The organism is Streptomyces sp. C10-9-1, from assembly GCF_024497955.1.
Taxonomy (GTDB): Bacteria; Actinomycetota; Actinomycetes; order Streptomycetales; family Streptomycetaceae; genus Streptomyces; species Streptomyces sanyensis.
Genome location: NZ_JANHKP010000006.1, coordinates 272,603 through 294,818, shown reverse-complemented (window position 1 = coordinate 294,818; position 22,216 = coordinate 272,603). Strand labels below are relative to the sequence as shown.

Sequence of the window (22,216 nt, the reverse complement as noted above, 5' to 3'; positions counted from 1 at the left end):
GTGGACGAAAGGGTCAGGCGGCGGCCGACGGCATACGCTCGTCGAGGTATGCGGCCGAGGAGTTGAGGCGCCACAGCACACCGCGCGCGATCGCGCGCCGCATGGCGGGGGACTCGGCGGCGGGCAGCACCACGTTGTGGAACCAGCCCTGCGCGTGCTGGGAGTCGATGGTGATGTGCAGCCGGTGGTAGGTGATGCCCACGTCCGGCAGGCCCAGCCGCTCCCAGGCGTGCACGACCTGGACGAACCGGTCGGGTGCCATCCACTCGGTCATGCCCAGGAAGCCCACGGACTCCCCGTACAGGGCGCGGTAGCGGGCGAGCAGTACGGCGAGGTTGCCGTTGAGCAGGGAGGTGGCGCTCAGCGAGCGCTCCAGCTCCTCCTCCGGGATCTCGAAGACCTCGAAGATCTTGTTGAAGAGGTGGGTGTGGACCTCGGCGGGGTCGCCGTTGCCCATCTCGTCCCAGAAGTTGGAGGCGATCTCCAGCTTGGCGGCCCCGGCGGTGCCCACCTGCATCATCGCGAGCAGGTCGTCGAAGCGGCCGTCCACGACCGACTCCTGCATCACGTAGTTGCGGAGGTCGTTCTCCGTGGCGTCGTTGCGGATGAACTCGTGGTAGTACGGGTGCTTGTAGACCCGGTGGTTGCGCGCGGTCTGCTTGAGCCAGGAGAGGTACCGGCGCGGCTCGGAGGGCAGCTCGTCGAGCAGGCCGGGCTCCACGAGCGCGTCCTGGGCCTGCGAGGTCGCCGTCTCCAGCATCCGTCCGATCTCGTGGACGACGACCGAGCCCTCGGCGCTCTCCTGCTCCGGGAGCGTGGTGTGCAGTCGGTAGATGCGGTCCAGCAGGAACTGCTGTGCGTAGAGCGCCTGCCGGTCACCGGCGGCGGCTGCGTCGTTGATCCCCGCGACCCTGCTCAGCACGCCTTCCCGCTCGCTGCCGGAAAGAGCCGCGTCGACCTTCTCCGGGGAGGAGGCGAACCATGCGGTGATCTCGTCGACCGTGGACAGGAAGGGGTCGGTGGGTACGGGGGCGGCTTCGGAACGTCCGGCTGTGAGCATGTGCGTCCTTTTGGGGTTCACGTGGGGTCACAGGGGGTGGATCACTTGCCGTGTGCAGGGGTGTGCAGGGCGGTACGTCGTCGCGGCGGGCACGGGCAGGGGGCAACCCCCGCCCGGTGCGGCGGGCGTCACGGGACGGCCGCCGCGCGGGGCGGCCGTGCCGCCGGTTCGGCCCGCCGCCGGGGCGTGCCTCCCGCCGCGGTCGTGTGGGTGTCCGGGAGGCGGGAGCCGCGGTCCGCTGTTGGCGGGCTCACGCCATTCTGCGGCGCTCCTCTGGGTGCGCTCTGTATACCGTCTGGATACGGAGAGGTCCGGTGCGGGCCGCCGGTCCCGCCCGCCGCGCCGGCCGCGGGCCGGCAGCACGTCGCGCACCGCCCGCGGCACCCCCGCGGGGCACCCCGCGACCCTCACCCGCCCGGGTGGTCCGGGGGGAGCGGTGTCCGGTTCCGTCCGGTCCGGGCCGCCGGGCGGCCGCCCGCGGGGCGGGCGGACGGCCCTCGGAATCCGGCCACCTCCGGGACCGCCTCCCGCGGAGGTGCTGACGCGACATCAACGGTGTGGTTAACATCACGTCCACGCGGCAATGTTGCCGCAGCATGACGGAGGTGTGACGTGCTGCAAGCCCGGGGACTGTTCGGCCGGAATGCGCGGGTCTGCGGCATCCGCACGTCATGGACCACGATCGGGGACGGGGAGTTCTTCTGCCCCGGGTGCGGAGGGGACCGGAACTACCGGCACCGCACCGGCCGCCGACGCTTCACCCTGCTCGGGTTGCCCCTGCTGCGCCGCGGGGCCGCCGGACCGGTGGTCGAGTGCGCGGCCTGCCGCACCCGCTTCGGCCCCGATGCGCTCGACCACCCGACGACGGCCCGCTTCTCGGCCATGCTCAAGGACGCCGTGCACACGGTCGCGCTGGCCGTCCTGGTCTCGGGCGGCACCTCCTCGCGCGCGGTGCGCAGGACGGCGGTGCACACGGTGCGTGCCGCCGGGCTCGCGGACTGCACGGAGGACCAGCTCACCTCGCTGATCGAGGCGCTCGCCGCCGACACGGGGCGCTATGTCGCGGACACCACCCCCTACGGTGCGGCGCTCGCCATCGAGCTGCACGAGGCGCTGGAGCCGCTGGCGCCGCACCTCGCCCCCGCCGGGCGGGAGTCGATCGTGCTCCAGGGGGCCCGTATCGCCCTGGCCGACGGCCCGTACACGCAGGCCGAGCGCGAGGTCCTGGCGACCGTCGGCGTGGCGCTCCAGCTGTCCGAGGACGCGACCACCCGCCTGCTGGAGACGGCCCGCACCCCTTCCTGACGGGTCCGCCCCCTCGGCCGCGGGCCGAGGGGGCGGTGCGGTGCACGGGCGGCGGGCGCGGGCCACGACCGCCGCCCGGCCGTGCTCTCAGGCGCCGCTGGCGCGGAGCATGTCCTCGCGTTCGACGATCTTCACGCGCTCCCGGCCCTGGGGCTCGCCCAGCGCCTTCTCCGCGGCGTCCAGCCGGTACCAGCCCTCCCAGGTGGTCCAGCGCACGTCCTTGCCGGAGAGGAAGGCGTCCACGGCCTCGGGCTCCGGGGACCCGGGGGGCTGCAGCCGGCCGGCCGCGTGGTCCTGGAGGAGGTTCGCGATCGCCTCGTTGGCGTCGCCCTTGGTGTGGCCGATGAGCCCCACCGGGCCGCGGCGGATCCAGCCCGTCACATAGGTGGAGTCCAGGTGCTCCCCCGACTCCTCGATGACCCGGCCGCCCTCGTCCGGGACGGTGCCCGTGGCCACGTCCCAGGGCAGCTTGGGCAGTTCGTCGGAGAGGTAGCCCACGGCCCGGTAGACCGCCGAGACGTCCCAGTCGGTGAACGCGCCGGTGCCCTCGACGTTTCCGGTGCCGTCCAGCGCCGTGCGCTCGGTGCGCAGCCCCACGACCCTGCCGTCCTCGCCGAGGATCTCCGTCGGGGACTCGAAGAAGTGCAGGAAGAGCTTGTGCGGGCGGTCGCCCGCGTCGCGGATCGCCCAGTTCTCCAGGGTCTTGGCGACCATGTCCGCCTGCTTGTTGGAGCGGCGGGTCTCGATCGAGCCCTTGTCGTAGTCGATGTCCTCGGGGTCGACGATGACCTCGATGGTGGGGGAGTGGTCCAGCTCGCGGAGTTCCATGGGGCTGAACTTCGCCTGTGCGGGGCCCCGGCGCCCGAAGACGTGGATCTCCTTGGCGCGGTTGGCCTTGAGCCCGTCGTAGACGTTCGGGGGGATCTCCGTCGGCAGCAGTTCGTCGGCCGTCTTGGCGAGGATCCGGGCGATGTCCAGGGCCACGTTGCCGACGCCGAGCACGGCGACCTTCTCGGCCTCCAGGGGCCAGGTGCGGGGCCAGTCCGGGTGGCCGTCGTACCAGGCCACGAAGTCGGCGGCGCCGTAGGAGCCGTCCAGCTCGATGCCCGGCACGTCGAGTGCCCGGTCGGCCGTGGCGCCGGTGGAGAAGACCACGGCGTCGTAGAAGGTGCGCAGGTCGTCGAGGGTGATGTCCCGCCCGTAGTCGACGTTGCCGAAGAGGCGGATCTGCGGCTTGTCGAGCACCTGGTGCAGGGCCGTGATGATGCCCTTGATCCGCGGGTGGTCGGGTGCGACGCCGTAGCGGATCAGCCCGAAGGGCGCCGGCATCCGCTCGAAGAGGTCGATCGACACGCCGGGCTCGGCGGCGGCCGCCTCGGACTTCAGCAGCGCATCGGCGGCGTAGATCCCGGCGGGGCCGGCTCCGACGATGGCTACCCGCAGAGGGCGGGGCATGGCAGGTTCCCTTCGAGCGGCGACAGGAGGCTCGACGGCAACCCTAAGCAAAGGCAAGCCTAAGTCAGTACCCGGTCCCACTCTATGAGCTCATAAGGTGATCTTATGGCAACCCAAAGGGATGCTTGATGGGTGCCCTCGGAGGCTCCCGGCAGGGGGTGCCCCTCCTGTCCGCGCGACGGCCCCGCCTCCGCCGAACAGCCGCCCGCGGCCCCGGTGGCGCGGCTCCGGAGGCGTGTGGCGGAGGGTGCCCGTCACGGCGGGTGCGGCCCGCCCCCGGTCCCGCGGTGCGCATGTGCCGCAGGCACACCTGACCTCAGCGTACTCGCGCAGTGTTGCGCATGTCACACGAAACGTGAATCCGGGAGGGGTCGGGAAACAATGACGGGCGATGCGGAGGGCGCGGACGCGCGAGCGTGCGCGCGCAGGATGCGGAGGACGCCGTGAACCCCTTGAGCCCGGCCCGGCGACGTCTCGGGGCCGTCCCTGCACCGTTGTGCGGTGAACCGTCCCCATACGCCCGGGACACGCCGGGCCCGCTCGTCGAATCGGGGCGCCGCCCGATGGAGACTGGCCGTCTGATCGCCGCAGCTCTGCCCAGGGAAGGGGGTCGCACGACATGACCCTGCCCATCGGTACGTATGTCGTCGACACCCGCACGGGCCGGGTCGGCCGGTACATGGGGGCGGCCGGTCCGTTCCTGGCGCTGAGACCGGTCGGCGGGGGGCGGGAGTGGGAGTGCGACCCCGAGGCGGTCCGTCCCGCCACCTCCGCGGAGCGCATCAGCGCCACCACCGCCTACGTCAACGCCCGGAGCCGCGGCGAGGTGACCTGAGCGCCCGGCCCCCCGAGGGCCCGCCCCGGAGCCGCCCCGGCCCCCGGCCCGGGGGATCCCCGCGGTGCGCGAGAATGGCGGCATGAGCCTGTTCCGTGACGACGGCGTCGTCCTGCGCACCCAGAAGCTGGGCGAGGCGGACCGCATCATCACACTGCTCACCCGCGGTCACGGCCGGGTGCGCGCGGTCGCCCGGGGAGTCCGGCGCACCAAGTCCAAGTTCGGTGCGCGCCTGGAACCGTTCTCCCACGTCGACGTGCAGTTCTTCGCGCGCGGCAGTGAACTGGTGGGCCGCGGCCTGCCCCTGTGCACCCAGTCCGAGACCATCGCCGCCTACGGCGGGGGCATCGTCACCGACTACGCCCGCTACACCGCCGGCACCGCCATGCTGGAGACCGCCGAGCGGTTCACCGACCACGAGGGCGAGCCCGCCGTCCAGCAGTACCTGCTGCTCGTGGGGGCCCTGCGCGCCCTCTCCCGCGGGGAGCACGCCCCGAACCTGGTGCTCGACGCCTTCCTGCTCCGCTCCCTCGCGGTCAACGGCTACGCCCCCAGCTTCGGCGACTGCGCCCGCTGCGGCCTGCCCGGCCCCAACCGCTTCTTCTCCGTCGGGGCCGGTGGGGCCCTGTGCGGGGACTGCCGGGTGCCCGGGAGCGTCGTACCCTCTGCGGAGGCCATCGGCCTGCTCAGCGCGCTGCTCACCGGCGACTGGGCCGCGGCGGACGCCTGCGAGGCGCGCCACGTCCGCGAGGGCAGCGGGCTCGTGTCCGCGTACCTGCACTGGCACCTGGAGCGCGGGCTGCGCTCGCTGCGGTACGTGGAGAAGTAGCGCGGCGCCGCAGGACGAGGACGCCGCACGCCGAGAAGCCGCCGAGAAGTCACCGAGCGAGGAGTTGTGAACCGCATGGCACGACGCGGAATCCTGGGGCGGTCCCGCCGCGAGTACAAGGCCCCCGAGCCGCACCCGTCCGGCGCCAGGCCGCCCAAGATCCCTGCCGAGCTGGTGCCGCAGCACGTGGCCTGCGTGATGGACGGCAACGGCCGCTGGGCCAAGGAGCGCGGCCTGCCGCGCACCGAGGGTCACAAGGTCGGTGAGGGCGTCGTCCTCGACGTGCTCAAGGGGTGCCTGGAGATGGGCGTCAAGAACCTCTCCCTGTACGCCTTCTCCACGGAGAACTGGAAGCGCTCGCCGGAGGAGGTCCGCTTCCTGATGAACTTCAACCGGGACGTCATCCGCCGCCGCCGCGACGAGATGGACGAGCTGGGCATCCGCATCCGCTGGGTCGGCCGGATGCCCAAGATGTGGAAGTCGGTCGTCCAGGAGCTGCAGATCGCCCAGGAGCAGACCGTCGGCAACGACGCCATGACGCTGTACTTCTGCGTCAACTACGGCGGCCGGGCGGAGATCGCGGACGCCGCGCAGGCCATCGCGCGGGACGTCGCGGCCGGGCGGCTCGACCCTTCCAAGGTCAACGAGAAGACCTTCCAGAAGTACCTGTACTACCCGGACATGCCGGACGTCGACCTGTTCCTGCGTCCCAGTGGCGAGCAGCGCACGTCCAACTACCTGATCTGGCAGTCCAGCTACGCGGAGATGGTCTTCCAGGACGTCCTCTGGCCCGACTTCGACCGCCGTGACCTGTGGCGGGCCTGCCTGGAGTACGCCCAGCGCGACCGGCGCTTCGGCGGCGCGATCCCCAACGAGGAGCTGCTCGCCATGCGGGGCCGCCCCGACGCGCCGGGCGCCTGAGCCCCGCTCGGCCCCGGACGCGACGGTGCCCGGCCGCTCACCCACCGCGGCCGGGCACCTCCGGTTGCCGTGAAGGCGGAGCTCACTCCGCCTTGGCGGCGCACTCCGAGCAGGTGCCGAAGATCTCGACGGTGTGCGCCACGTTGACATAGCCGTGCTGCGCGGCGACGGACTCCGCCCACTGCTCCACCGCCGGGCCCTCGACCTCGACGGCCTTTCCGCAGAGCCGGCAGACCAGGTGGTGGTGGTGGTCGTCGGTGGAACAGCGCCGGTAGACGGACTCCCCGTCGCTCGTACGCAGCACGTCCACCTCGCCGGCGTCGGCCAGCGACTGCAGGGTGCGGTAGACCGTGGTCAGCCCGACCGAGTCGCCGCGGTGCTTGAGCATGTCATGCAGCTCCTGCGCACTGCGGAACTCGTCCACCTCGTCGAGCGCCGCCGCCACCGCGGCGCGCTGCCGGGTGGACCGGCCTCGCACCGGGGCGGTGTTCCCGCCGGTTGGCGCCGTGGTCACAGGAGCCTCCTCGCTTCGCCCGCAGATACGTCGGGCCATTGTGCCAGGCCCGCGCCCGGCGACGGTCCTGCCGGGCCGCCGCCCGGCCACCCGCCGGGGCGGGATGCCGCCACCCCCGGGGCGGGCCGCCCGGGGCCGTGCTCCCCGCGTCAGACCTTCACGTCGTCGGCGGGGGGACGCCCGTTCCCCGGGGCGGTGCCGCACGCGGCCTCCGCCGTCGCCGCCTCCGCCGCCCGGGCCCTGCGCCGCGCCAGGGGCGCGGCGAGCGCGGTCAGGGCGATGAACGCGGCGATCGCCAGCATCACTATGGTCGCTCCCGGCGGGACGTCCTGGTAGTAGGACGTGGTGGTGCCGGCGAGGGCCACCACGACGCCGATCCCGACCGACAGCGCGTACGTGGCCCGGAACGAGCGGGTGAGCTGCTGAGCCGCCGCCACGGGCACCACCATCAGGGCGCTGACCAGAAGCAGGCCGACCACCCGCATGGCGACGCTGACGGTGACCGCCGCGGTCACGGCCACCAGCAGGTTCAGCGCGCGCACCGGCAGGCCGGTCACGCGCGCGAACTCCTCGTCCTGGCTGACGGCGAACAACTGCCTGCGCAGCCCGAGCGAGACCAGCACGACGAAGGCCGCGAGCAGCAGGATGGCCACCAGGTCGCCGTCGGAGACGGTGGACAGGGAGCCGAAGAGGTAGGTGGTGAGGTTGGCCGTGGTGCCCGTCCCGGAGAGCTCGATCAGCAGCACACCGCCGGCCATGCCGCCGTAGAACAGCATCGCGAGGGCGATGTCGCCGCGGGTGCGCCCGTAGGTGCGGATCAGCTCCATCGTGACGGCGCCGAGCACGGACACCAGGGTCGCCATCCAGATCGGGTTGGCCGACATCAGGAAGCCCAGCCCCACGCCGGTCATCGCGACATGGCCGATTCCGTCGCCCATCAGGGCCTGGCGGCGCTGCACCAGGTAGATGCCGACGGCGGGCGCGGTGATGCCGACCAGCAGGGCCGCGAGCAGCGCCCGCTGCATGAACGGCGATTGCAGCATCTCGAGCATCATGTGAGCAGTCCCGTGCGGAGCGGCTCGTCGGCCGCGTGCGGATGTACGTGGTCGTGGCCGGGCAGCGCATGCTGGCCGACGGCCTCGGGTGGCGGACCGTCGTGCACGACGCAGCCCTCGCGGAGCACGACGGCACGGTCGATCAGGGGCTCCAGCGGCCCGAGCTCGTGCAGCACCAGGAGCACGGAGGTGCCGGCGGCGACCTGCTCGCGCAGGGTCCCGGCGAGCACCTCCTGGCTGGCGAGGTCGACCCCCGCCATCGGCTCGTCCATGATCAGCAGCTCGGGCTCGGAGGCCAGGGCCCGTGCGATCAGCACCCGCTGGTGCTGGCCGCCGGAGAGGGCGCTGACGGAGTCCCCGGCGCGGTCGGCGAGCCCGACCAGTCCGATGGCGCGGCGGACGGCCTCGCGGTCGCCGCGGGACGGCAGCCCGAACCGGCTGCGTGCCAGCCGGCCCGCGGCCACGACCTCCCGGACCGTCGCCGGGACGCCGCTCGCGGCCGTGGTGCGCTGCGGGACGTAGCCGAGGCGCTGCCACCGGCGGAAGCGGCGCAGCTCCGTGCCGAAGAGCTCGATGCGGCCCTCGGTCAGCGGCACCTGGCCGATCACCGAGCGCACGGCGGTGGACTTGCCGGAGCCGTTGGCGCCGAGCAGGGCCACGACCTCACCGCGTCGGACGGTGAGGTCGACGCCGCGCAGCACGGGGCGGGAGCCGAGGACGGCTCGGGCGCCCTGGACGGATATGACCTGCTCGGTGTTCACGGGCGGCCGCCTTTCGGGGGGAGGGTCACGATGCGCCGAGGGCCTTCTGCAGGGCTGCGAGGTTCGCGCGCATGACCTGGAGGTAGTCGTCGCCGCGGGACTTGTCCGTGATGCCCTCCAGCGGGTCCAGCACGTCGGTCGCGAGGCCGGTGTCACCGGCCAGGGTCCTGGCCGTGCGGTCGCTGGCCAGGGTCTCGAAGAAGACGGTGGTGACCTTGTCCTTCTTCGCGATCTCCTGGAGCTCCTTGATCCGGGCCGGGCTGGGCTCGCTCTCCGGGCCGACGCCGGAGATGCCCTCCTGCTCCAGGCCGTAGCGGGCGGCGAGGTAGCCGAAGGCGGAGTGCGTGGTGATGAAGGTCCGGGTGGTGGCCTTCTCCAGGCCCTTCTCGAACTCCGCGTCGAGGGCGGTCAGCTCGGCGACCAGCGCCTCGGTGTTCCTGCGGTAGTCGGCGGCGTTCTCGGGGTCGGCCTTCTCGAAGCCGGCGCCGACGCCCTCGGCGACCTCGGCGTACTTCGCGGGGTCCAGCCAGACGTGGGGGTCGGCCGCCTCGTCCCCGGTGTCGGGGGCGGGCTCCTCGTGCTCCCCGTGCGCCGGCTCGTCCGCGTGGCCGGCGTGCTCCTCCTCCGTCTCGCCCTCGTGGCCGCCGTGGTCGTGGTCGTGGCCGCTGCCGTCGAAGTGCCGCAGCTCGGTGAGGTCGGCGGCGTCCACCTTGTGCGGCGCCGCGGCCTGCTCGATCGCCTTGTCCACGGCCGGCTGGACGCCCCTGAGGGAGACGATCAGCCCGGCGTCGTTCAGTTCGGCGGTCTGGCGGGGCTTGAGCTCCAGGTCGTGCGGCTCGACGCCGGGCTTGGTGAGCGTGGTGACGGCGACGTGGTCCCCGCCTATGCGCTCGGCGAGGTACTGCATGGGGTAGAAGGACGCCACCACCCGGAGCCTGCCGTCGTCCGTGCGCTCGGCGGCGTCCGAGGTGGTGCACGCGGAGAGGGCCACGAGGCCCAGGGCGCTGGCTCCGGCGACGGCGGTGGCGGGTATGAGGCGTCGTACGTTCATGACAGTCATTTTCAACAAGAACGGAAACGATTGTCAATAAACCTCCGTGTGCGACTCTTCACCCGGACCGCACTCGGATCCGATTTGATCCGGGGCCCCCGGCCGCCGGTAACCTGAGTCATTCTCCGTTCGTCCTCGTCATGAAGAGAGCACCGTGGCCGCCGACAAGATCGACACGATCGTCAACCTGAGCAAGCGCCGTGGCTTCGTCTACCCGTGCAGTGAGATCTACGGCGGACAGCGGGCCGCCTGGGACTACGGGCCGCTGGGTGTCGAGCTGAAGGAGAACATCAAGCGCCAGTGGTGGCGCTACATGGTCACCTCGCGGGAGGACGTCGTCGGTCTCGACTCGTCGGTGATCCTGGCCACCGAGGTGTGGGAGGCCTCCGGGCACGTCGCCACCTTCACGGACCCGCTCACCGAGTGCACCTCCTGCCACAAGCGCTACCGCGCCGACCACCTGGAGGAGGCGTACGAGGAGAAGCACGGCCGGCTCCCCGAGAACGGCCTGACCGACCTCAACTGCCCGAACTGCGGCAACAAGGGCACCTTCACCGAGCCCAAGCAGTTCTCCGGGCTGCTCTCCACCCACCTCGGCCCGACGCAGGACTCCGGGTCCGTGGCCTATCTGCGCCCCGAGACCGCCCAGGGCATCTTCACCAACTTCGGCCAGGTGCAGCAGACCTCCCGCAAGAAGCCGCCCTTCGGCATCGCGCAGATGGGCAAGTCCTTCCGGAACGAGATCACGCCCGGCAACTTCATCTTCCGCACCCGCGAGTTCGAGCAGATGGAGATGGAGTTCTTCGTCAAGCCCGGCGAGGACGAGCAGTGGCACGAGTACTGGATGGAGCAGCGCTGGAACTGGTACACGGGCCTGGGTCTCCGCGAGGAGAACATGCGCTGGTACGAGCACCCGGCGGAGAAGCTCTCCCACTACTCCAAGCGCACCGCCGACATCGAGTACCGCTTCCAGTTCGGCGGCGGTGAGTGGGGCGAGCTGGAGGGCGTGGCCAACCGCACCGACTACGACCTGTCGGCGCACGCCAAGGCGTCCGGCACTGACCTGTCGTTCTTCGACCAGGAGGCCGGCGAGCGCTGGACCCCCTACGTCATCGAGCCCGCCGCCGGTGTCGGCCGCACCATGCTGGCCTTCCTGCTCGACGCCTACAACGAGGACGAGGCCCCCAACGCCAAGGGCGTCATGGAGAAGCGCGCCGTGATGCGCCTCGACCCGCGCCTCGCCCCGGTGAAGGTCGCCGTCCTGCCGCTGAGCCGCAACCCCCAGCTCTCGCCGAAGGCCAAGGGCCTCGCCGCCGACCTCCGGCAGAACTGGAACATCGAGTTCGACGACGCGGGTGCCATCGGCCGCCGCTACCGCCGCCAGGACGAGATCGGCACGCCGTACTGCGTCACCGTCGACTTCGACACCCTCGACGACAACGCCGTGACCGTCCGCGAGCGCGACTCGATGAAGCAGGAGCGCGTGTCCCTGGACCAGATCCAGGGCTACCTCGGCAGCCGCCTGCTCGGCTGCTGACACCCCGACTCCGGCGGCGAAGGCCCCCGGCTCCGCCCCGAGCGGAGCCGGGGGCCTTCGCCGTGCGCGGGGGCCGAGTGCTCAGGGGCGAAGCCCGCGCAGCAGCAGGCCCACGACCTGCTCGAACTCCTCCTCGGCCGTCTCGGACTCCCAGGTGGGGGCGTACGAGGGGTCATGGAAGCGCGCGGTGGCGGCGAACACGGCCCGTGCGGAGGCGGCCGGGTCCGGGGCGGCGAACTCCCCGGCGGACACGCCCTCCTCCAGGATCCGGCGCACCTGGTCCTCCAGCACCGTCACATGCTGGTCGACGACCCCGCTGCTCTCGTCGATCAGCACGTTGTAGGTGGCGAACAGCTCCGGGTCGTCCCCGGCCTTGTGCCGCTTGGCCTCGAAGAGCGTCGCCAGCCAGTCGTGCAGCTTGCCCGGCGCGGGCCCCGGCGCCGCGGTGAGCTCCTCCAGCGCCTGCTCGGTGCGTCCCAGCCAGCGGTGCGTCACCGCCTCGCGCAGCGCGGCCTTGGTCCGGAAGTGCCGGTAGACGCTGCCGTGGCTGACGCCCAGCGCGCGCGCCACGTCGACCACGGTCGCCTTGGCCGGACCGTAGCGGCGCAGCACCTCCTCGGTGACTTCGAGGATGCGCTCGGCGGTCAGGGTCCCGGTGGCCATGGTGCCGACAGTACCCGCAGGCCGCCCGCCCTCAGCGCTCGCTGTCCAGATGCGCCATCTGCGCGGCCGGGTAGCGCTCCCCGGAGGCCGCACCGGCCGGTATCGCGCGCTCGATCGCGGCCAGGTCCTCCGCCGTCAGCTCCACCTCCAGGGCACCGAGTGCCTCGGACAGCCGGGCCCGGGTGCGGGCGCCCACCAGCGGGACGATGTCCTCGCCCCGGGACAGCACCCAGGCGATGGCCGCCCGCGCGACGCCGGTGCCCCGCGCCTCGGCCACCTGCCGCAGCCGCTCGACGAGATCGAGGTTGCGGTGCAGGTTCTCGCCCTGGAACCGGGGGCTCATCCCGCGGAAGTCGCCGGTGCCGAGTCGGCGGTCGCGTGTGAAGTGGCCGCTGAGCAGCCCCCTGGAGAGCACCCCGTACGCCGTGACGCCGATGCCCAGCTCGCGCACCGTCGGCAGGATGGTGCTCTCGATGCCCCGCGACAGCAGGGAGTACTCGATCTGGAGGTCGGCGATGGGGGCCACCGAGGCGGCACGGCGGATGGTCTCGGGCCCGACCTCGGACAGTCCGATGTATCGCACGTGCCCCGCCTGCACGAGCTCGGCGATGGCGCCGACGGTCTCCTCGATCGGGACGGCCGGGTCGACCCGGGCGATGCGGTAGACGTCGATGTGCTCCCGGCCGAGCCGCTGAAGGCTGTAGGCGGCGAAGTTCCGCACGGCGTCGGGCCGGCCGTCGTAGCCCGTGAAGCCGCCCTCCACCGTGCGCAGGGCGCCGAACTTCACCGAGACGAGCGCTCGCTCGCGGGCGGCCGAGGAAGCGCCGCGGAGCGCTTCGCCGATCAGCAGCTCGTTGTGGCCCATGCCGTAGAAGTCGCCCGTGTCGAGGAGGGTGACGCCCGCCTCCAGGGCCGCGTGGATCGTCGCGAGCGACTCCCCCCGGTCCGCCTCCCCGTAGAGGGCGGACATGCCCATGCAGCCGAGGCCGAGGGGGAAGACGCGGGGGCCGGTCGCCCCGAGCGGCCGGAAGGGGAGGGCGGTGCGCCCGGCGGTTGCGGTGGTGGTCATGACGTGCTCCCGATGCGGTGGTCGTTGCCGTACGCCAACCATGGCATGACGGATGACAGATTTCAATATCTGTCATTCCCTCGTGAGGGGGTCGGGGCGTGCGGGGTGGGGGCCGGGGCGGGAAAAACGGGATGACCGCGCCCGGACGGCGGCGCTACCTTCCTCGCATGTCCTCGTTCTTCCAGATCTACGAGTGAGAGCGCGGCGGTCCCTCCGCCCACGCGCCACGCACCGGCAGCCACATCTCGACTCGACGGGAGAACCCCATGGCCAAGAGCCGCAACAACCTCCTCGGCGTCGGCGGGCAGCGCAGGAAGCTGTCCCGGGCCGACCGGCAGGGGAACGGCCCGGCGCACCACGCCGTCAGCCCCGACGCCGACCGGAAGCAGGAACTGCTGCGCAGGATGCGGGAGCGCACCCGCGCCGCCGCCGAGGCCGCGGACGGGCCGCGCCCTGAGGGCGGTGCGCAACCCGCCGACGGCCGCAGCTCCGACGGCTCCTGCTGACCCGCACGGCCCGAGGGGCCGCCTCCCGCCGCGACGGCGGGAGGCGGCCCCTCTCCGTGCCGCCGCTGCCGGGCGGCCGCCCGGCAGCGGCTCAGCCGCGTTCGGCCTTGGCGATACGCGGTGTCGTCGGGGTGTCGGACCCGCCCGCGGTGCGGCTGGAGACGTACCGCTCCACCTGTTCCCCCGGCCCGACGTCCGGGAAGCCGGCGACGACGGTGTCGACCACGGTGCCGTCGCCCGCCACGAAGTCGACCTGCACCGCGTAGAAGGCGGCCTCGTCGGTCGGGTTGGTGACGCGGACCAGCCCCGTGCGCAGGTCGCCCGTGTTGGCCGTGGGCACGCCCTGCACGGACACGTCGTCCATGGCGTCGCCCTCGCCCTCGGCGTCCTCGAGCTGGGCGGAGGCGGAGGACCGGATGCGCTCCGTCTCGGCCGAGACGGACTCCTCCAGGTCCTGCTGGGTGGGCGGCGAGGGGGTGTCGGTGGCCGAGGGCGTGCCGGGCGCCTCGGACGTCGGGGTGACCGTGGTCGGGGTGGCTGAGCCGCCGCTCCCGTCGCCGTCGGAGCCGCAGGCGGCCAGGGCGAGGGCGAGCAGCGGTGCGGCCACCAGGGCGGGGGCGAGGCGGCGGGAGGAGGGCACGGCGTCTCCGTTCTGCGGCACCGGGCCTCGCGGTGGCCCGGGAGGGGGGCATCGCGCCCAAAGTAGGCCGAAGTGTGAGGTAGTGCATGTTCCACGGGCCGATGGGGGAGGGGTGCGCCATGCGCGACAATGGGCGGATGACCACGCTCGCCCCCGCCGCCCAGCCGCTCAGGATCGGTCCCCACACGGTGCAGCCGCCCGTGGTGCTCGCCCCGATGGCAGGGATCACCAACGCCCCGTTCCGCACCCTGTGCCGCGAGTTCAGCGGGGGCAAGGGCCTGTTCGTCAGCGAGATGATCACGACCCGGGCGCTGGTCGAGCGCAACGAGAAGACCATGCAGCTCATCCACTTCGACGAGACCGAGACACCGCGCTCGATCCAGCTGTACGGCGTGGACCCGGTCACCGTGGGCAAGGCCGTCCGCATGATCGTGGACGAGGGGCTGGCCGACCACATCGACCTGAACTTCGGCTGCCCGGTGCCCAAGGTCACCCGCAAGGGGGGCGGCTCCGCCCTGCCCTACAAGCGGAACCTGCTGCGGGCCATCCTCCGGGAGGCCGTCGGCAACTCCGGTGGCCTGCCCGTCACCATGAAGATGCGCAAGGGCATCGACGACGACCACATCACCTACCTGGACGCGGGCCGGATCGCGGTGGACGAGGGCGTCACGGCGATCGCCCTGCACGGCCGCACCGCCGCCCAGCACTACGGGGGCACGGCCGACTGGGAGGCGATCGCCCGGCTGAAGGAGCACGTCCCGGAGATCCCGGTGCTCGGCAACGGCGACATCTGGTCGGCCGGGGACGCCCTGCGGATGGTGCGTGAGACGGGCTGCGACGGCGTGGTCGTGGGGCGCGGCTGCCTGGGCCGCCCCTGGCTCTTCGCCGACCTGGTGGCGGCCTTCGAGGGGCGGAGCGACTTCCGGCGGCCCGCGCTGCGCGAGGTGGCCGAGGTGATGCTGCGGCACGCCGCGCTGCTGGGGGAGTGGATCGGCGACGAGTCCCGCGGAGTCATCGACTTCCGCAAGCACGTCGCCTGGTACCTCAAGGGCTTCGCCGTGGGGTCCGCCATGCGCGGGCGCCTGGCCGTCACCTCCTCCCTGGACGAGCTGCGCGCTCAGTTGAGCGAGCTGGAGCTGGACCAGCCGTGGCCGCAGGGTGCGGACGGGCCTCGTGGCCGCACCTCCGGCAACAACCGGGTGGTGCTGCCGGACGGCTGGCTCAAGGACCCCTACGACTGCGCGGGTGTCGGCGAGGACGCGGAACTGGACACCTCCGGTGGCTGAGGCCGGGCGCCGCCGGGCGGGCCGCCGGGCCCGGACCGGGCAGCGCGCCCGGCCGTCCGCCCGCCGGTCCGGATCGTGGAATTCCGGCACCTCGGGCGGCGTGATCCTCACCACCCTTGATAGGGGGTGCGCTCAGATGAGCGATATTCGGACGGCTGCACCTTCCAAAGGGTGGCACTCAGTGCCACCCTTGTGGTCTTCACCTCCCGACGGGTTTCGCGACCCACGGTGACCGATGATCGATCAACGATCACGCGCCGGATTCTTTCGTTCAAGTGTTGAAGAAGCTCTCCATGGCCGCGGTGCATCGTGGGCACTTTCGATCTGCTGGCGGACGAGTGGTTAAGGCCGTATGACGCGCAAGTGGACGTACCCAGGAGCCTTTGATCTGGGTATGTTCCTCGCCGTCAGGGCAGCCACCGAGTCCTCGAGGAGTCGAGACCCGTGTCGGAAAACAAAGATCAGAAGTTCGTCTACGACTTCACCGAGGGCAACAAGGACCTCAAGGACCTGCTCGGCGGGAAGGGCGCGAACCTCGCCGAGATGACCAACCTCGGCCTCCCGGTTCCTCCGGGCTTCACGATCACCACCGAGGCGTGCAAGGTCTACCTCGACAGCGGCGAGGAGCCCCCGGCCCTCCGCGACGAGGTGAGTGCGCACCTCGACGCCCTGGAGCAGGCCATGGGCAAGCGGCTCGGCCAGGCGGACGACCCCCTCCTCGTGTCCGTCCGCTCCGGCGCCAAGTTCTCGATGCCGGGCATGATGGACACGGTCCTCAACATCGGCCTCTCCGACGCGTCGGTCACCGGGCTCGCCGCCCAGGCCGGCGACGAGCGCTTCGCCTGGGACTCCTACCGGCGGCTGATCCAGATGTTCGGCAGGACCGTGCTGGGCGTCGACGGCGAGCTCTTCGAGGACGCGCTCGACGAGGCCAAGGAGGCCAAGAAGGTCACCGTCGACACCGACCTCGACGCAGCCGACCTGAAGAAGCTCGTCAAGCAGTTCAAGAAGATCGTCAAGACCGAGGCCGGGCGCGACTTCCCGCAGGACCCGCGCGAGCAGATGGACCTCGCCATCCACGCGGTCTTCGACTCCTGGAACGGCGACCGCGCCAAGCTCTACCGCCGCCAGGAGCGCATCCCGCACGACCTCGGCACCGCCGTCAACGTCTGCTCGATGGTCTTCGGCAACCTCGGCCCGGACTCCGGCACCGGTGTCGCCTTCACCCGCGACCCCGCCTCGGGGCACCAGGGCGTCTACGGCGACTACCTCCAGAACGCCCAGGGCGAGGACGTGGTCGCCGGCATCCGCAACACGGTGCCGCTCGCGGAGCTGGAGTCGATCGACAAGGCGTCCTACGACCGGCTGATGCAGATCATGGAGACCCTCGAGACGCACTACAAGGACCTGTGCGACATCGAGTTCACCATCGAGCGCGGGCAGCTGTGGATGCTCCAGACCCGTGTCGGCAAGCGCACCGCGGGCGCCGCCTTCCGTATCGCCACCCAGCTCGTGGACCAGGGCCTCATCGACGAGGCCGAGGCGCTCCAGCGGGTCAACGGCGCGCAGCTCGCCCAGCTGATGTTCCCCCGCTTCGACGAGAACGCCAGGACGGAGCTGCTCGGGCGCGGCATCGCCGCCTCGCCGGGCGCCGCCGTCGGCAAGGCCGTCTTCGACTCCTACACGGCCGTCAAGTGGTCGCGCTCGGGCGAGAAGGTGATCCTCATCCGCCGCGAGACCAACCCGGACGACCTGGACGGCATGATCGCCGCCGAGGGCATCCTGACCTCGCGCGGCGGCAAGACCTCCCACGCGGCCGTGGTGGCCCGCGGCATGGGCAAGACGTGCGTCTGCGGTGCCGAGGAGCTGGAGGTCGACACCAAGCGCCGCCGCCTCACCGTGGGCGGCCACGTCATCGAGGAGGGCGACGTCGTCTCCATCGACGGCTCGACCGGCAAGGTGTACCTCGGCGAGGTCCCCGTCGTGCCCTCCCCGGTGGTCGAGTACTTCGAGGGCCGGATGCACGCGGGCGCCGACGACGCCGACGAGCTGGTGCAGGCCGTGCACCGGGTCATGGCCTACGCGGACCGGGTGCGTCGGCTGCGGGTGCGCGCCAACGCGGACAACGCCGAGGACGCGCTGCGGGCCCGCCGCTTCGGCGCCCAGGGCATCGGCCTGTGCCGCACCGAGCACATGTTCCTCGGCGAGCGGCGCGAGATGGTCGAGAGGCTGATCCTCGCCGACACCGACGGGGAGCGCGAGGAGGCGCTCAAGGGGCTGCTGCCGCTCCAGAAGAAGGACTTCGTCGAGCTCTTCGAGGCGATGGACGGCCTGCCGGTGACGGTGCGGCTGCTGGACCCGCCGCTGCACGAGTTCCTCCCCGACATCACCGAGCTGTCCGTCCGCGTCGCCCTCGCCGAGGCCCGCAAGGACCACAACGAGAACGACCTGCGCCTGCTCCAGGCGGTGCACCGGCTGCACGAGCAGAACCCGATGCTGGGTCTGCGGGGCGTGCGGCTCGGTCTGGTCATCCCCGGCCTGTTCACCATGCAGGTGCGGGCAATCGCCGAGGCGGCGGCCCAGCGCATCGAGGCGAAGGGCGATCCGCGCGCGGAGATCATGATTCCGCTCGTGGGCACCGTCCAGGAGCTGGAGATCGTGCGCGACGAGGCCGAGCAGGTCATCGCCGAGGTCCAGCGCCAGACCGGGGTCGAGCTCAAGCTGGCGCTCGGGACCATGATCGAGCTGCCCCGCGCCGCGCTGACCGCCGGCCAGATCGCCGAGGCCGCCCAGTTCTTCTCCTTCGGCACCAACGACCTCACCCAGACCGTGTGGGGCTTCTCCCGCGACGACGTGGAGGCGAGCTTCTTCACGGCGTACCTGGAGAAGGGCATCTTCGGCGTCAGCCCCTTCGAGACCATCGACAAGGACGGCGTGGGCTCGCTGGTGCGCAGCGCCGTGGTCGCGGGCCGGGCCACCCGGCCCGACCTCAAGCTGGGCATCTGCGGAGAGCACGGAGGCGACCCGGAGTCGGTGCACTTCTTCCACGAGGTGGGCCTGGACTACGTCTCCTGCTCCCCGTTCCGGATCCCGGTCGCCCGGCTGGAGGCGGGCCGCGCGGCCGCCCAGTCCTCGGGCAGCGACTCCCGCTGACGCGGCGGGCGCCGCCCGGCCCGCGGGCGGGAGCGGCGCCCCGGCGGCCGCCGCCCGGCCCGCCCCGGCCTCCGGCCCGGCGGTGCCGGCCGTCCGCCGCCCCAGGCGTCCGGGGCCGTCATCCCGGCCTCCGGGCCAGAGCCCGGAGCGCGGCCCGGCCCTCACCGGCGACCCGGTGGCGGCCCCGGCACCACACGGCGAAGGGCGGGCACCCCCCTCAGGGGGGTGCCCGCCCTTCGCCGTGCCGCGTGCGGCAGACTGAGAGGGTTCAGGGGGCGCATAGCATGCCGTCGCCCTGCTGATCCGTCGTTCAGTTGAATTTCGTACGTCCAGCGGGAATCGCCTTCCCGCCATTCCCGGAGCAAAGGCCCGGCGGAGTGCGACCGACGGATCCCCACCCGCCGGCCGCACTCCATTACCCGTGCCGGACACGGAGCCGCAACCTCCATCACCGCCGCCGGACGTGTAGGCCCCCCACGGTCCTTGCCACGTCACATCGGTGAAGTAGGTTTCATGCCCGACGTCGTACAGCCTTTCGGTTGCCCCCGTGCTCCCGCGAGGCGTTTCAATTGTGGCTGAAACACCGTGGTAACAACCTGTGATGGCATGCATACTCAGTGGTGGGGGCGATTGCGGGTGCAACAGGTGGGGGTTCGGTGCTTCGTATTCATTTCCAGGCGGACGACCTGGCGCGAGTAAGGATGGCTGCCGGTCCCGATCCCTTGTGGGAATCGATTCTGAGCTTCCATCGATTGCGGGACCGCAGGGGTGCCCACGTCTTCGGCGAATGGCGCTCCGAGGTGCGCGTGAGGTTGAAGGGTGAAACACGGCTGCTGGCCCAACTGGTGCCGCCGCGCGGGTATTTCCCCGACTTCCTCACCCCCTCCGAGGGCCGTGACGGCCTGGAGGCGGGCCTGGAGGCCCTCCGGGCGACCCCGGCGCCCCGGCTGCGCGCCGAGCTCGCGCTGGTGGCCGCGCACCGCTCTCCGCTGCGCACGCTGCCCGCCCGGCTGCTGGCGATCGCCGAGGGCCGCGGGGAGGCCCTCGGGCGGCTCGCCGACACGCTCCGCGCCTACTTCCTCGCCGCCCTGGAGCCGTACTGGCCCCATGTGCAGGCGAGGGTGGAGGCGGACCGTGCGGCCCGCGGGAGGGCGCTGCTCGACGGCGGCGCCGGCGAACTGCTCGCCTCGCTGCCGCCCGTGCTGCGCTGGAGGGCCCCGGTGCTGGAGGCCGACTACCCTGTCGACCGCGAACTGCGCCTGGGCGGACGGGGGCTGCTGCTCCTGCCCTCGTTCTTCTGCCGGGGCACCCCGGTGGTGCTGCGCGACCCGCAGCTGCCGCCGGTGCTGGTCTACCCCGTGCAGCACGGCAGCGAGTCCGCCATCGCGGACGCCGCGGGCCCCTCGCTCGGCCGGCTCGTCGGCCACACCCGCTCCGCGGTGCTCCAGGCGATCCGGCACGGCTGCACCACGAGCGAACTGGCCCGCCGGGCGGGGGTGTCCCTCGCCTCGGCGAGCCAGCACGCGGCCGTGCTCCGCGACGCGGGGCTGGTGGTCACCCTGCGCCACGGCAACGCGGTCCTGCACACGCTCACCCCGCTGGGCGCCGCCCTGCTGCGCGGCGGCGCCGTCCCGGAGCCGTGGACCAGACCGCGGAGCTACGCCCGGAACGGCCCGGTGACCTCGTAGGTGATGCCGCCCGAGGAACTGCCCGAGGTGCCGCGCTGGCTGGAGAAGTAGAGCCTGCTGCCGTCGGGGGAGAAGGCCGGTCCGGTGATCTCGGACCCGGACTGGCCGCTGATCCGCAGGAACGGCGCGACGACGTCGTCCGGGGTGATCACGCAGATCTCCATGTTCCCGCCGTCCTCGGCGACGAACAGGTCGCCGGAGGCCGAGCCGGTGACGTTGTCCACCCCCGTCAGCGGCGCGGAGCCGCCCGCCACGAGCGAGTCGTCATAGGCGAGTTCGTAGGTGCCGGAGGCCAGGTTCAGCTGCCACAGGCGGTTGTCGCCCTTGGTGGTGAACCAGACCGTGTCGTTCGCGTAGTGGCAGCCCTCGCCGCCGTTGAAGCGCTTGGCGCCCGGGACCTGGTTGCGGGTGTGGGTGGGGGAGCCGTCCGGGTCGGGGACGGTTCCCCAGGTGAAGGAGCCCGAGGTGCCCGAGCCCGCCTTCAGCACCTGGAGGGTGCCGGAGGACAGGTCGCCCCAGGTGGCGGGCAGGAAGCGGTAGAGGCAGCCGTCGGACTCGTCCTCGGTCAGGTAGACGGCCCGGCGCACCGGGTCCGCGGCCGCCGCCTCGTGCTTGAAGCGCCCCATCGCCGGGCGGCGGACCGCGGACTGCACCCCGTAGGGGTCCGCCTCGTACACGTAGCCGCGGCTGACCTCCTCGCAGGAGAGCCAGGTGTTCCACGGCGTGCTGCCGCCCGCGCAGTTCTGCCGGGTGCCCGACAGGACGCCGTAGGCGCCGATGATCGCTCCCGAGGAGGAGAAGCGGACCGCACCGGCGCCGCCGCCGGGGTTGACCTCCGAGTTGGAGACGTAGACCCAGCCCGGGCCGTCGGCGAAGCAGGCGCCGCCGTCGGGGGCCCTGTGCCAGGTGTGGGAGGTGGATCCGACCTTCTGGCCGGAGCGGGCGATCACCCGGCTGGTGAATCCCGCGGGGAGCCGGATGCCGTTGGAATCCGCGGGGCCGAGCGCGCCGTAGGGGCCGGGTCCGGGCTGGGCGGGGGCCGCGGCCGCGGCGCCCTGCCAGAGGGTGAATCCGAAGGCCGCGGCGGAGGTGCCGACGACCGCACCGCGCAGGAAGCTGCGACGTTCCACGTGTCTCTCCATCAGATGACGACCGCCCCGGGGTGCCGGGCGGCACCGCGGGGTCGCGCGGTGGCAGACCCTAGAAGCGTGGAGTTGACTGGACATCAACGCAGGGTGACGGCGAGAAGGGGGGTGGCGGACCGGGGGAAGTCGCCTCCCCCGCACCGATGAGTTCCCCGGGCGGCTGCCGTCTACCCCTGCGAGAAGCACCGCACGGCCGCCCGTGCACCGCGCGGCACGCCCCCGAGACGAGAGCGAGCACACCATGCCCCAGATGATCTTCGTGAACCTGCCGGTCAAGGACCTGGAGGCCAGCAAGTCCTTCTGGACCAAGCTGGGCTACTCCTTCAACCCGCAGTTCACCGACGAGAACGCCGCCTGCCTCGTCTTCAGCGACACCATCTTCGCGATGCTGCTGACGGAGCCCTACTTCAAGACCTTCACCGCCAAGGAGATCACGGACGCGGCCACCGGCACCGAGGCCCTGATCTGCCTCAGCGCGGACAGCCGGGAGGCCGTCGACACCCTGGTCGACGCGGCGATCGCCGCCGGGGGCCGCCCGGCCGGGGAGACCCAGGACATGGGCTACATGTACGGCAGGGGCTTCGAGGACGTGGACCACCACAACTGGGAGGTCATGTGGATGGACACCGAGGCCGCGGCCCAGGGCGGCTGAACCCCGGTGCCCCGCGGGGCACGAGGGTGCCGCCCGCGCGCCGCGCGGGGCCAGGGCAGTGACGGCGCGGCGCGCGGGCGGGGCGCGGATC

20 protein-coding genes are annotated in these 22,216 nt (G+C 72.2%); 10 read left to right on the top strand and 10 right to left on the bottom strand.

The features are described from left to right. Positions 1–13: 13 nt before the first annotated feature. Positions 14–1,060 (bottom strand): iron-containing redox enzyme family protein, encoded by a 1,047-nt coding sequence (locus tag NPS70_RS11100; RefSeq protein ID WP_256523971.1) that lies wholly within the window; start codon positions 1,058–1,060, stop codon positions 14–16. Between the two features lie 612 nt (positions 1,061–1,672). Here NPS70_RS11100 and NPS70_RS11095 point away from each other — a divergent pair. Next, positions 1,673–2,365, top strand: a complete 693-nt coding sequence (locus NPS70_RS11095) for a TerB family tellurite resistance protein (RefSeq protein ID WP_256523970.1) — start codon at positions 1,673–1,675, stop codon at positions 2,363–2,365. Between the two features lie 87 nt (positions 2,366–2,452). Here the strand turns inward: NPS70_RS11095 and NPS70_RS11090 are convergent, their stop codons facing one another. Continuing rightward, complete coding sequence (locus NPS70_RS11090) at positions 2,453–3,820, bottom strand: FAD-dependent oxidoreductase (protein ID WP_256523969.1); 1,368 nt, start codon at positions 3,818–3,820, stop codon at positions 2,453–2,455. A gap of 619 nt (positions 3,821–4,439) precedes the next feature. Between NPS70_RS11090 and NPS70_RS11085 the strand changes: the two genes are divergently transcribed. The 3 genes from NPS70_RS11085 (at position 4,440) to NPS70_RS11075 (ending at position 6,405) form a co-directional block, all read left to right on the top strand. Then, entirely contained in the window at positions 4,440–4,655 is a 216-nt protein-coding gene (locus NPS70_RS11085; protein WP_256523968.1) for a hypothetical protein, read from the top strand. 82 nt (positions 4,656–4,737) lie between these two features. After that, positions 4,738–5,484 (top strand): DNA repair protein RecO, encoded by a 747-nt coding sequence (recO, locus tag NPS70_RS11080; RefSeq protein ID WP_256523967.1) that lies wholly within the window; start codon positions 4,738–4,740, stop codon positions 5,482–5,484. Positions 5,485–5,559: 75 nt separating this feature from the next. Beyond that, entirely contained in the window at positions 5,560–6,405 is an 846-nt protein-coding gene (locus NPS70_RS11075) for an isoprenyl transferase (RefSeq protein WP_256523966.1), read from the top strand. An 82-nt stretch (positions 6,406–6,487) separates the two neighbouring features. Here NPS70_RS11075 and NPS70_RS11070 read toward each other — a convergent pair whose 3' ends face one another. From NPS70_RS11070 to NPS70_RS11055, 4 genes are all read right to left on the bottom strand, one after another. Then, positions 6,488–6,919, bottom strand: coding sequence for a transcriptional repressor (locus tag NPS70_RS11070; protein WP_256523965.1), 432 nt, complete (start codon positions 6,917–6,919; stop codon positions 6,488–6,490). Positions 6,920–7,068: 149 nt separating this feature from the next. Then, on the bottom strand, positions 7,069–7,974 hold the full coding sequence (locus NPS70_RS11065; protein WP_256523964.1) for a metal ABC transporter permease: 906 nt from the start codon (positions 7,972–7,974) through the stop codon (positions 7,069–7,071). Continuing rightward, a complete protein-coding gene (locus tag NPS70_RS11060; RefSeq protein WP_256523963.1) occupies positions 7,971–8,735 on the bottom strand; it encodes a metal ABC transporter ATP-binding protein in 765 nt (254 codons plus the stop codon). Before NPS70_RS11060 ends, NPS70_RS11065 begins: the two co-directional genes overlap by 4 nt. 25 nt (positions 8,736–8,760) lie before the next feature. Next, positions 8,761–9,786: a metal ABC transporter substrate-binding protein gene (locus NPS70_RS11055; protein WP_256523962.1), complete on the bottom strand. Its 1,026-nt coding sequence runs from the start codon at positions 9,784–9,786 to the stop codon at positions 8,761–8,763. 154 nt (positions 9,787–9,940) lie between these two features. Between NPS70_RS11055 and NPS70_RS11050 the strand changes: the two genes are divergently transcribed. Continuing rightward, entirely contained in the window at positions 9,941–11,323 is a 1,383-nt protein-coding gene (locus NPS70_RS11050; RefSeq protein ID WP_256523961.1) for a glycine--tRNA ligase, read from the top strand. 81 nt (positions 11,324–11,404) lie between these two features. On the opposite strand, the gene NPS70_RS11045 is transcribed toward NPS70_RS11050, so the two are convergent. Beyond that, positions 11,405–11,986: a TetR/AcrR family transcriptional regulator gene (locus tag NPS70_RS11045; protein ID WP_256523960.1), complete on the bottom strand. Its 582-nt coding sequence runs from the start codon at positions 11,984–11,986 to the stop codon at positions 11,405–11,407. 31 nt (positions 11,987–12,017) lie between these two features. Next, a complete protein-coding gene (locus tag NPS70_RS11040) occupies positions 12,018–13,055 on the bottom strand; it encodes an aldo/keto reductase (RefSeq protein WP_256523959.1) in 1,038 nt (345 codons plus the stop codon). 266 nt (positions 13,056–13,321) lie between these two features. Between NPS70_RS11040 and NPS70_RS11035 the strand changes: the two genes are divergently transcribed. Next, the gene (locus tag NPS70_RS11035; RefSeq protein ID WP_256523958.1) at positions 13,322–13,561 is read left to right on the top strand and encodes a DUF6243 family protein; all 240 of its coding nucleotides are present in this window, start codon (positions 13,322–13,324) and stop codon (positions 13,559–13,561) included. Between the two features lie 91 nt (positions 13,562–13,652). Here the strand turns inward: NPS70_RS11035 and NPS70_RS11030 are convergent, their stop codons facing one another. After that, positions 13,653–14,201, bottom strand: a complete 549-nt coding sequence (locus NPS70_RS11030; protein WP_256523957.1) for a hypothetical protein — start codon at positions 14,199–14,201, stop codon at positions 13,653–13,655. Between the two features lie 119 nt (positions 14,202–14,320). On the opposite strand from NPS70_RS11030, the gene dusB reads away from it, so the two are divergent. From dusB to NPS70_RS11015, 3 genes are all read left to right on the top strand, one after another. Then, positions 14,321–15,487, top strand: a complete 1,167-nt coding sequence (dusB, locus tag NPS70_RS11025; RefSeq protein WP_256523956.1) for a tRNA dihydrouridine synthase DusB — start codon at positions 14,321–14,323, stop codon at positions 15,485–15,487. 444 nt (positions 15,488–15,931) lie between these two features. Further along, positions 15,932–18,640 (top strand): pyruvate, phosphate dikinase, encoded by a 2,709-nt coding sequence (gene ppdK / locus NPS70_RS11020; RefSeq protein WP_256523955.1) that lies wholly within the window; start codon positions 15,932–15,934, stop codon positions 18,638–18,640. Positions 18,641–19,296: 656 nt separating this feature from the next. Next, complete coding sequence (locus NPS70_RS11015) at positions 19,297–20,328, top strand: winged helix-turn-helix domain-containing protein (RefSeq protein WP_256523954.1); 1,032 nt, start codon at positions 19,297–19,299, stop codon at positions 20,326–20,328. Here NPS70_RS11015 and NPS70_RS11010 read toward each other — a convergent pair. Beyond that, positions 20,298–21,458 carry an alkaline phosphatase PhoX gene (locus NPS70_RS11010; RefSeq protein ID WP_256523953.1) on the bottom strand — a complete coding sequence of 387 codons (1,161 nt, stop codon included), beginning with the start codon at positions 21,456–21,458 and terminating at the stop codon, positions 20,298–20,300. The two genes, NPS70_RS11015 and NPS70_RS11010, sit on opposite strands and share 31 nt — an antisense overlap. Positions 21,459–21,714: 256 nt before the next feature. Between NPS70_RS11010 and NPS70_RS11005 the strand changes: the two genes are divergently transcribed. Then, complete coding sequence (locus NPS70_RS11005; RefSeq protein WP_256523952.1) at positions 21,715–22,125, top strand: VOC family protein; 411 nt, start codon at positions 21,715–21,717, stop codon at positions 22,123–22,125. The last annotated feature ends 91 nt before the right edge of the window (positions 22,126–22,216 follow it).

What these genes read in the sequence shown, in the direction of transcription:
- NPS70_RS11100 (WP_256523971.1), bottom strand. Translation starts at nt 1,060, where the DNA reads ATGCTCACAGCCGGACGTTCCGAAGCCGCCCCCGTACCCACCGACCCC.
- NPS70_RS11090 (WP_256523969.1), bottom strand. Translation starts at nt 3,820, where the DNA reads ATGCCCCGCCCTCTGCGGGTAGCCATCGTCGGAGCCGGCCCCGCCGGG.
- NPS70_RS11085 (WP_256523968.1), top strand. Translation starts at nt 4,440, where the DNA reads ATGACCCTGCCCATCGGTACGTATGTCGTCGACACCCGCACGGGCCGG.
- recO (WP_256523967.1), top strand. Translation starts at nt 4,738, where the DNA reads ATGAGCCTGTTCCGTGACGACGGCGTCGTCCTGCGCACCCAGAAGCTG.
- NPS70_RS11075 (WP_256523966.1), top strand. Translation starts at nt 5,560, where the DNA reads ATGGCACGACGCGGAATCCTGGGGCGGTCCCGCCGCGAGTACAAGGCC.
- NPS70_RS11065 (WP_256523964.1), bottom strand. Translation starts at nt 7,974, where the DNA reads ATGATGCTCGAGATGCTGCAATCGCCGTTCATGCAGCGGGCGCTGCTC.
- NPS70_RS11055 (WP_256523962.1), bottom strand. Translation starts at nt 9,786, where the DNA reads ATGAACGTACGACGCCTCATACCCGCCACCGCCGTCGCCGGAGCCAGC.
- NPS70_RS11045 (WP_256523960.1), bottom strand. Translation starts at nt 11,986, where the DNA reads ATGGCCACCGGGACCCTGACCGCCGAGCGCATCCTCGAAGTCACCGAG.
- NPS70_RS11040 (WP_256523959.1), bottom strand. Translation starts at nt 13,055, where the DNA reads ATGACCACCACCGCAACCGCCGGGCGCACCGCCCTCCCCTTCCGGCCG.
- NPS70_RS11035 (WP_256523958.1), top strand. Translation starts at nt 13,322, where the DNA reads ATGGCCAAGAGCCGCAACAACCTCCTCGGCGTCGGCGGGCAGCGCAGG.
- dusB (WP_256523956.1), top strand. Translation starts at nt 14,321, where the DNA reads ATGCGCGACAATGGGCGGATGACCACGCTCGCCCCCGCCGCCCAGCCG.
- NPS70_RS11005 (WP_256523952.1), top strand. Translation starts at nt 21,715, where the DNA reads ATGCCCCAGATGATCTTCGTGAACCTGCCGGTCAAGGACCTGGAGGCC.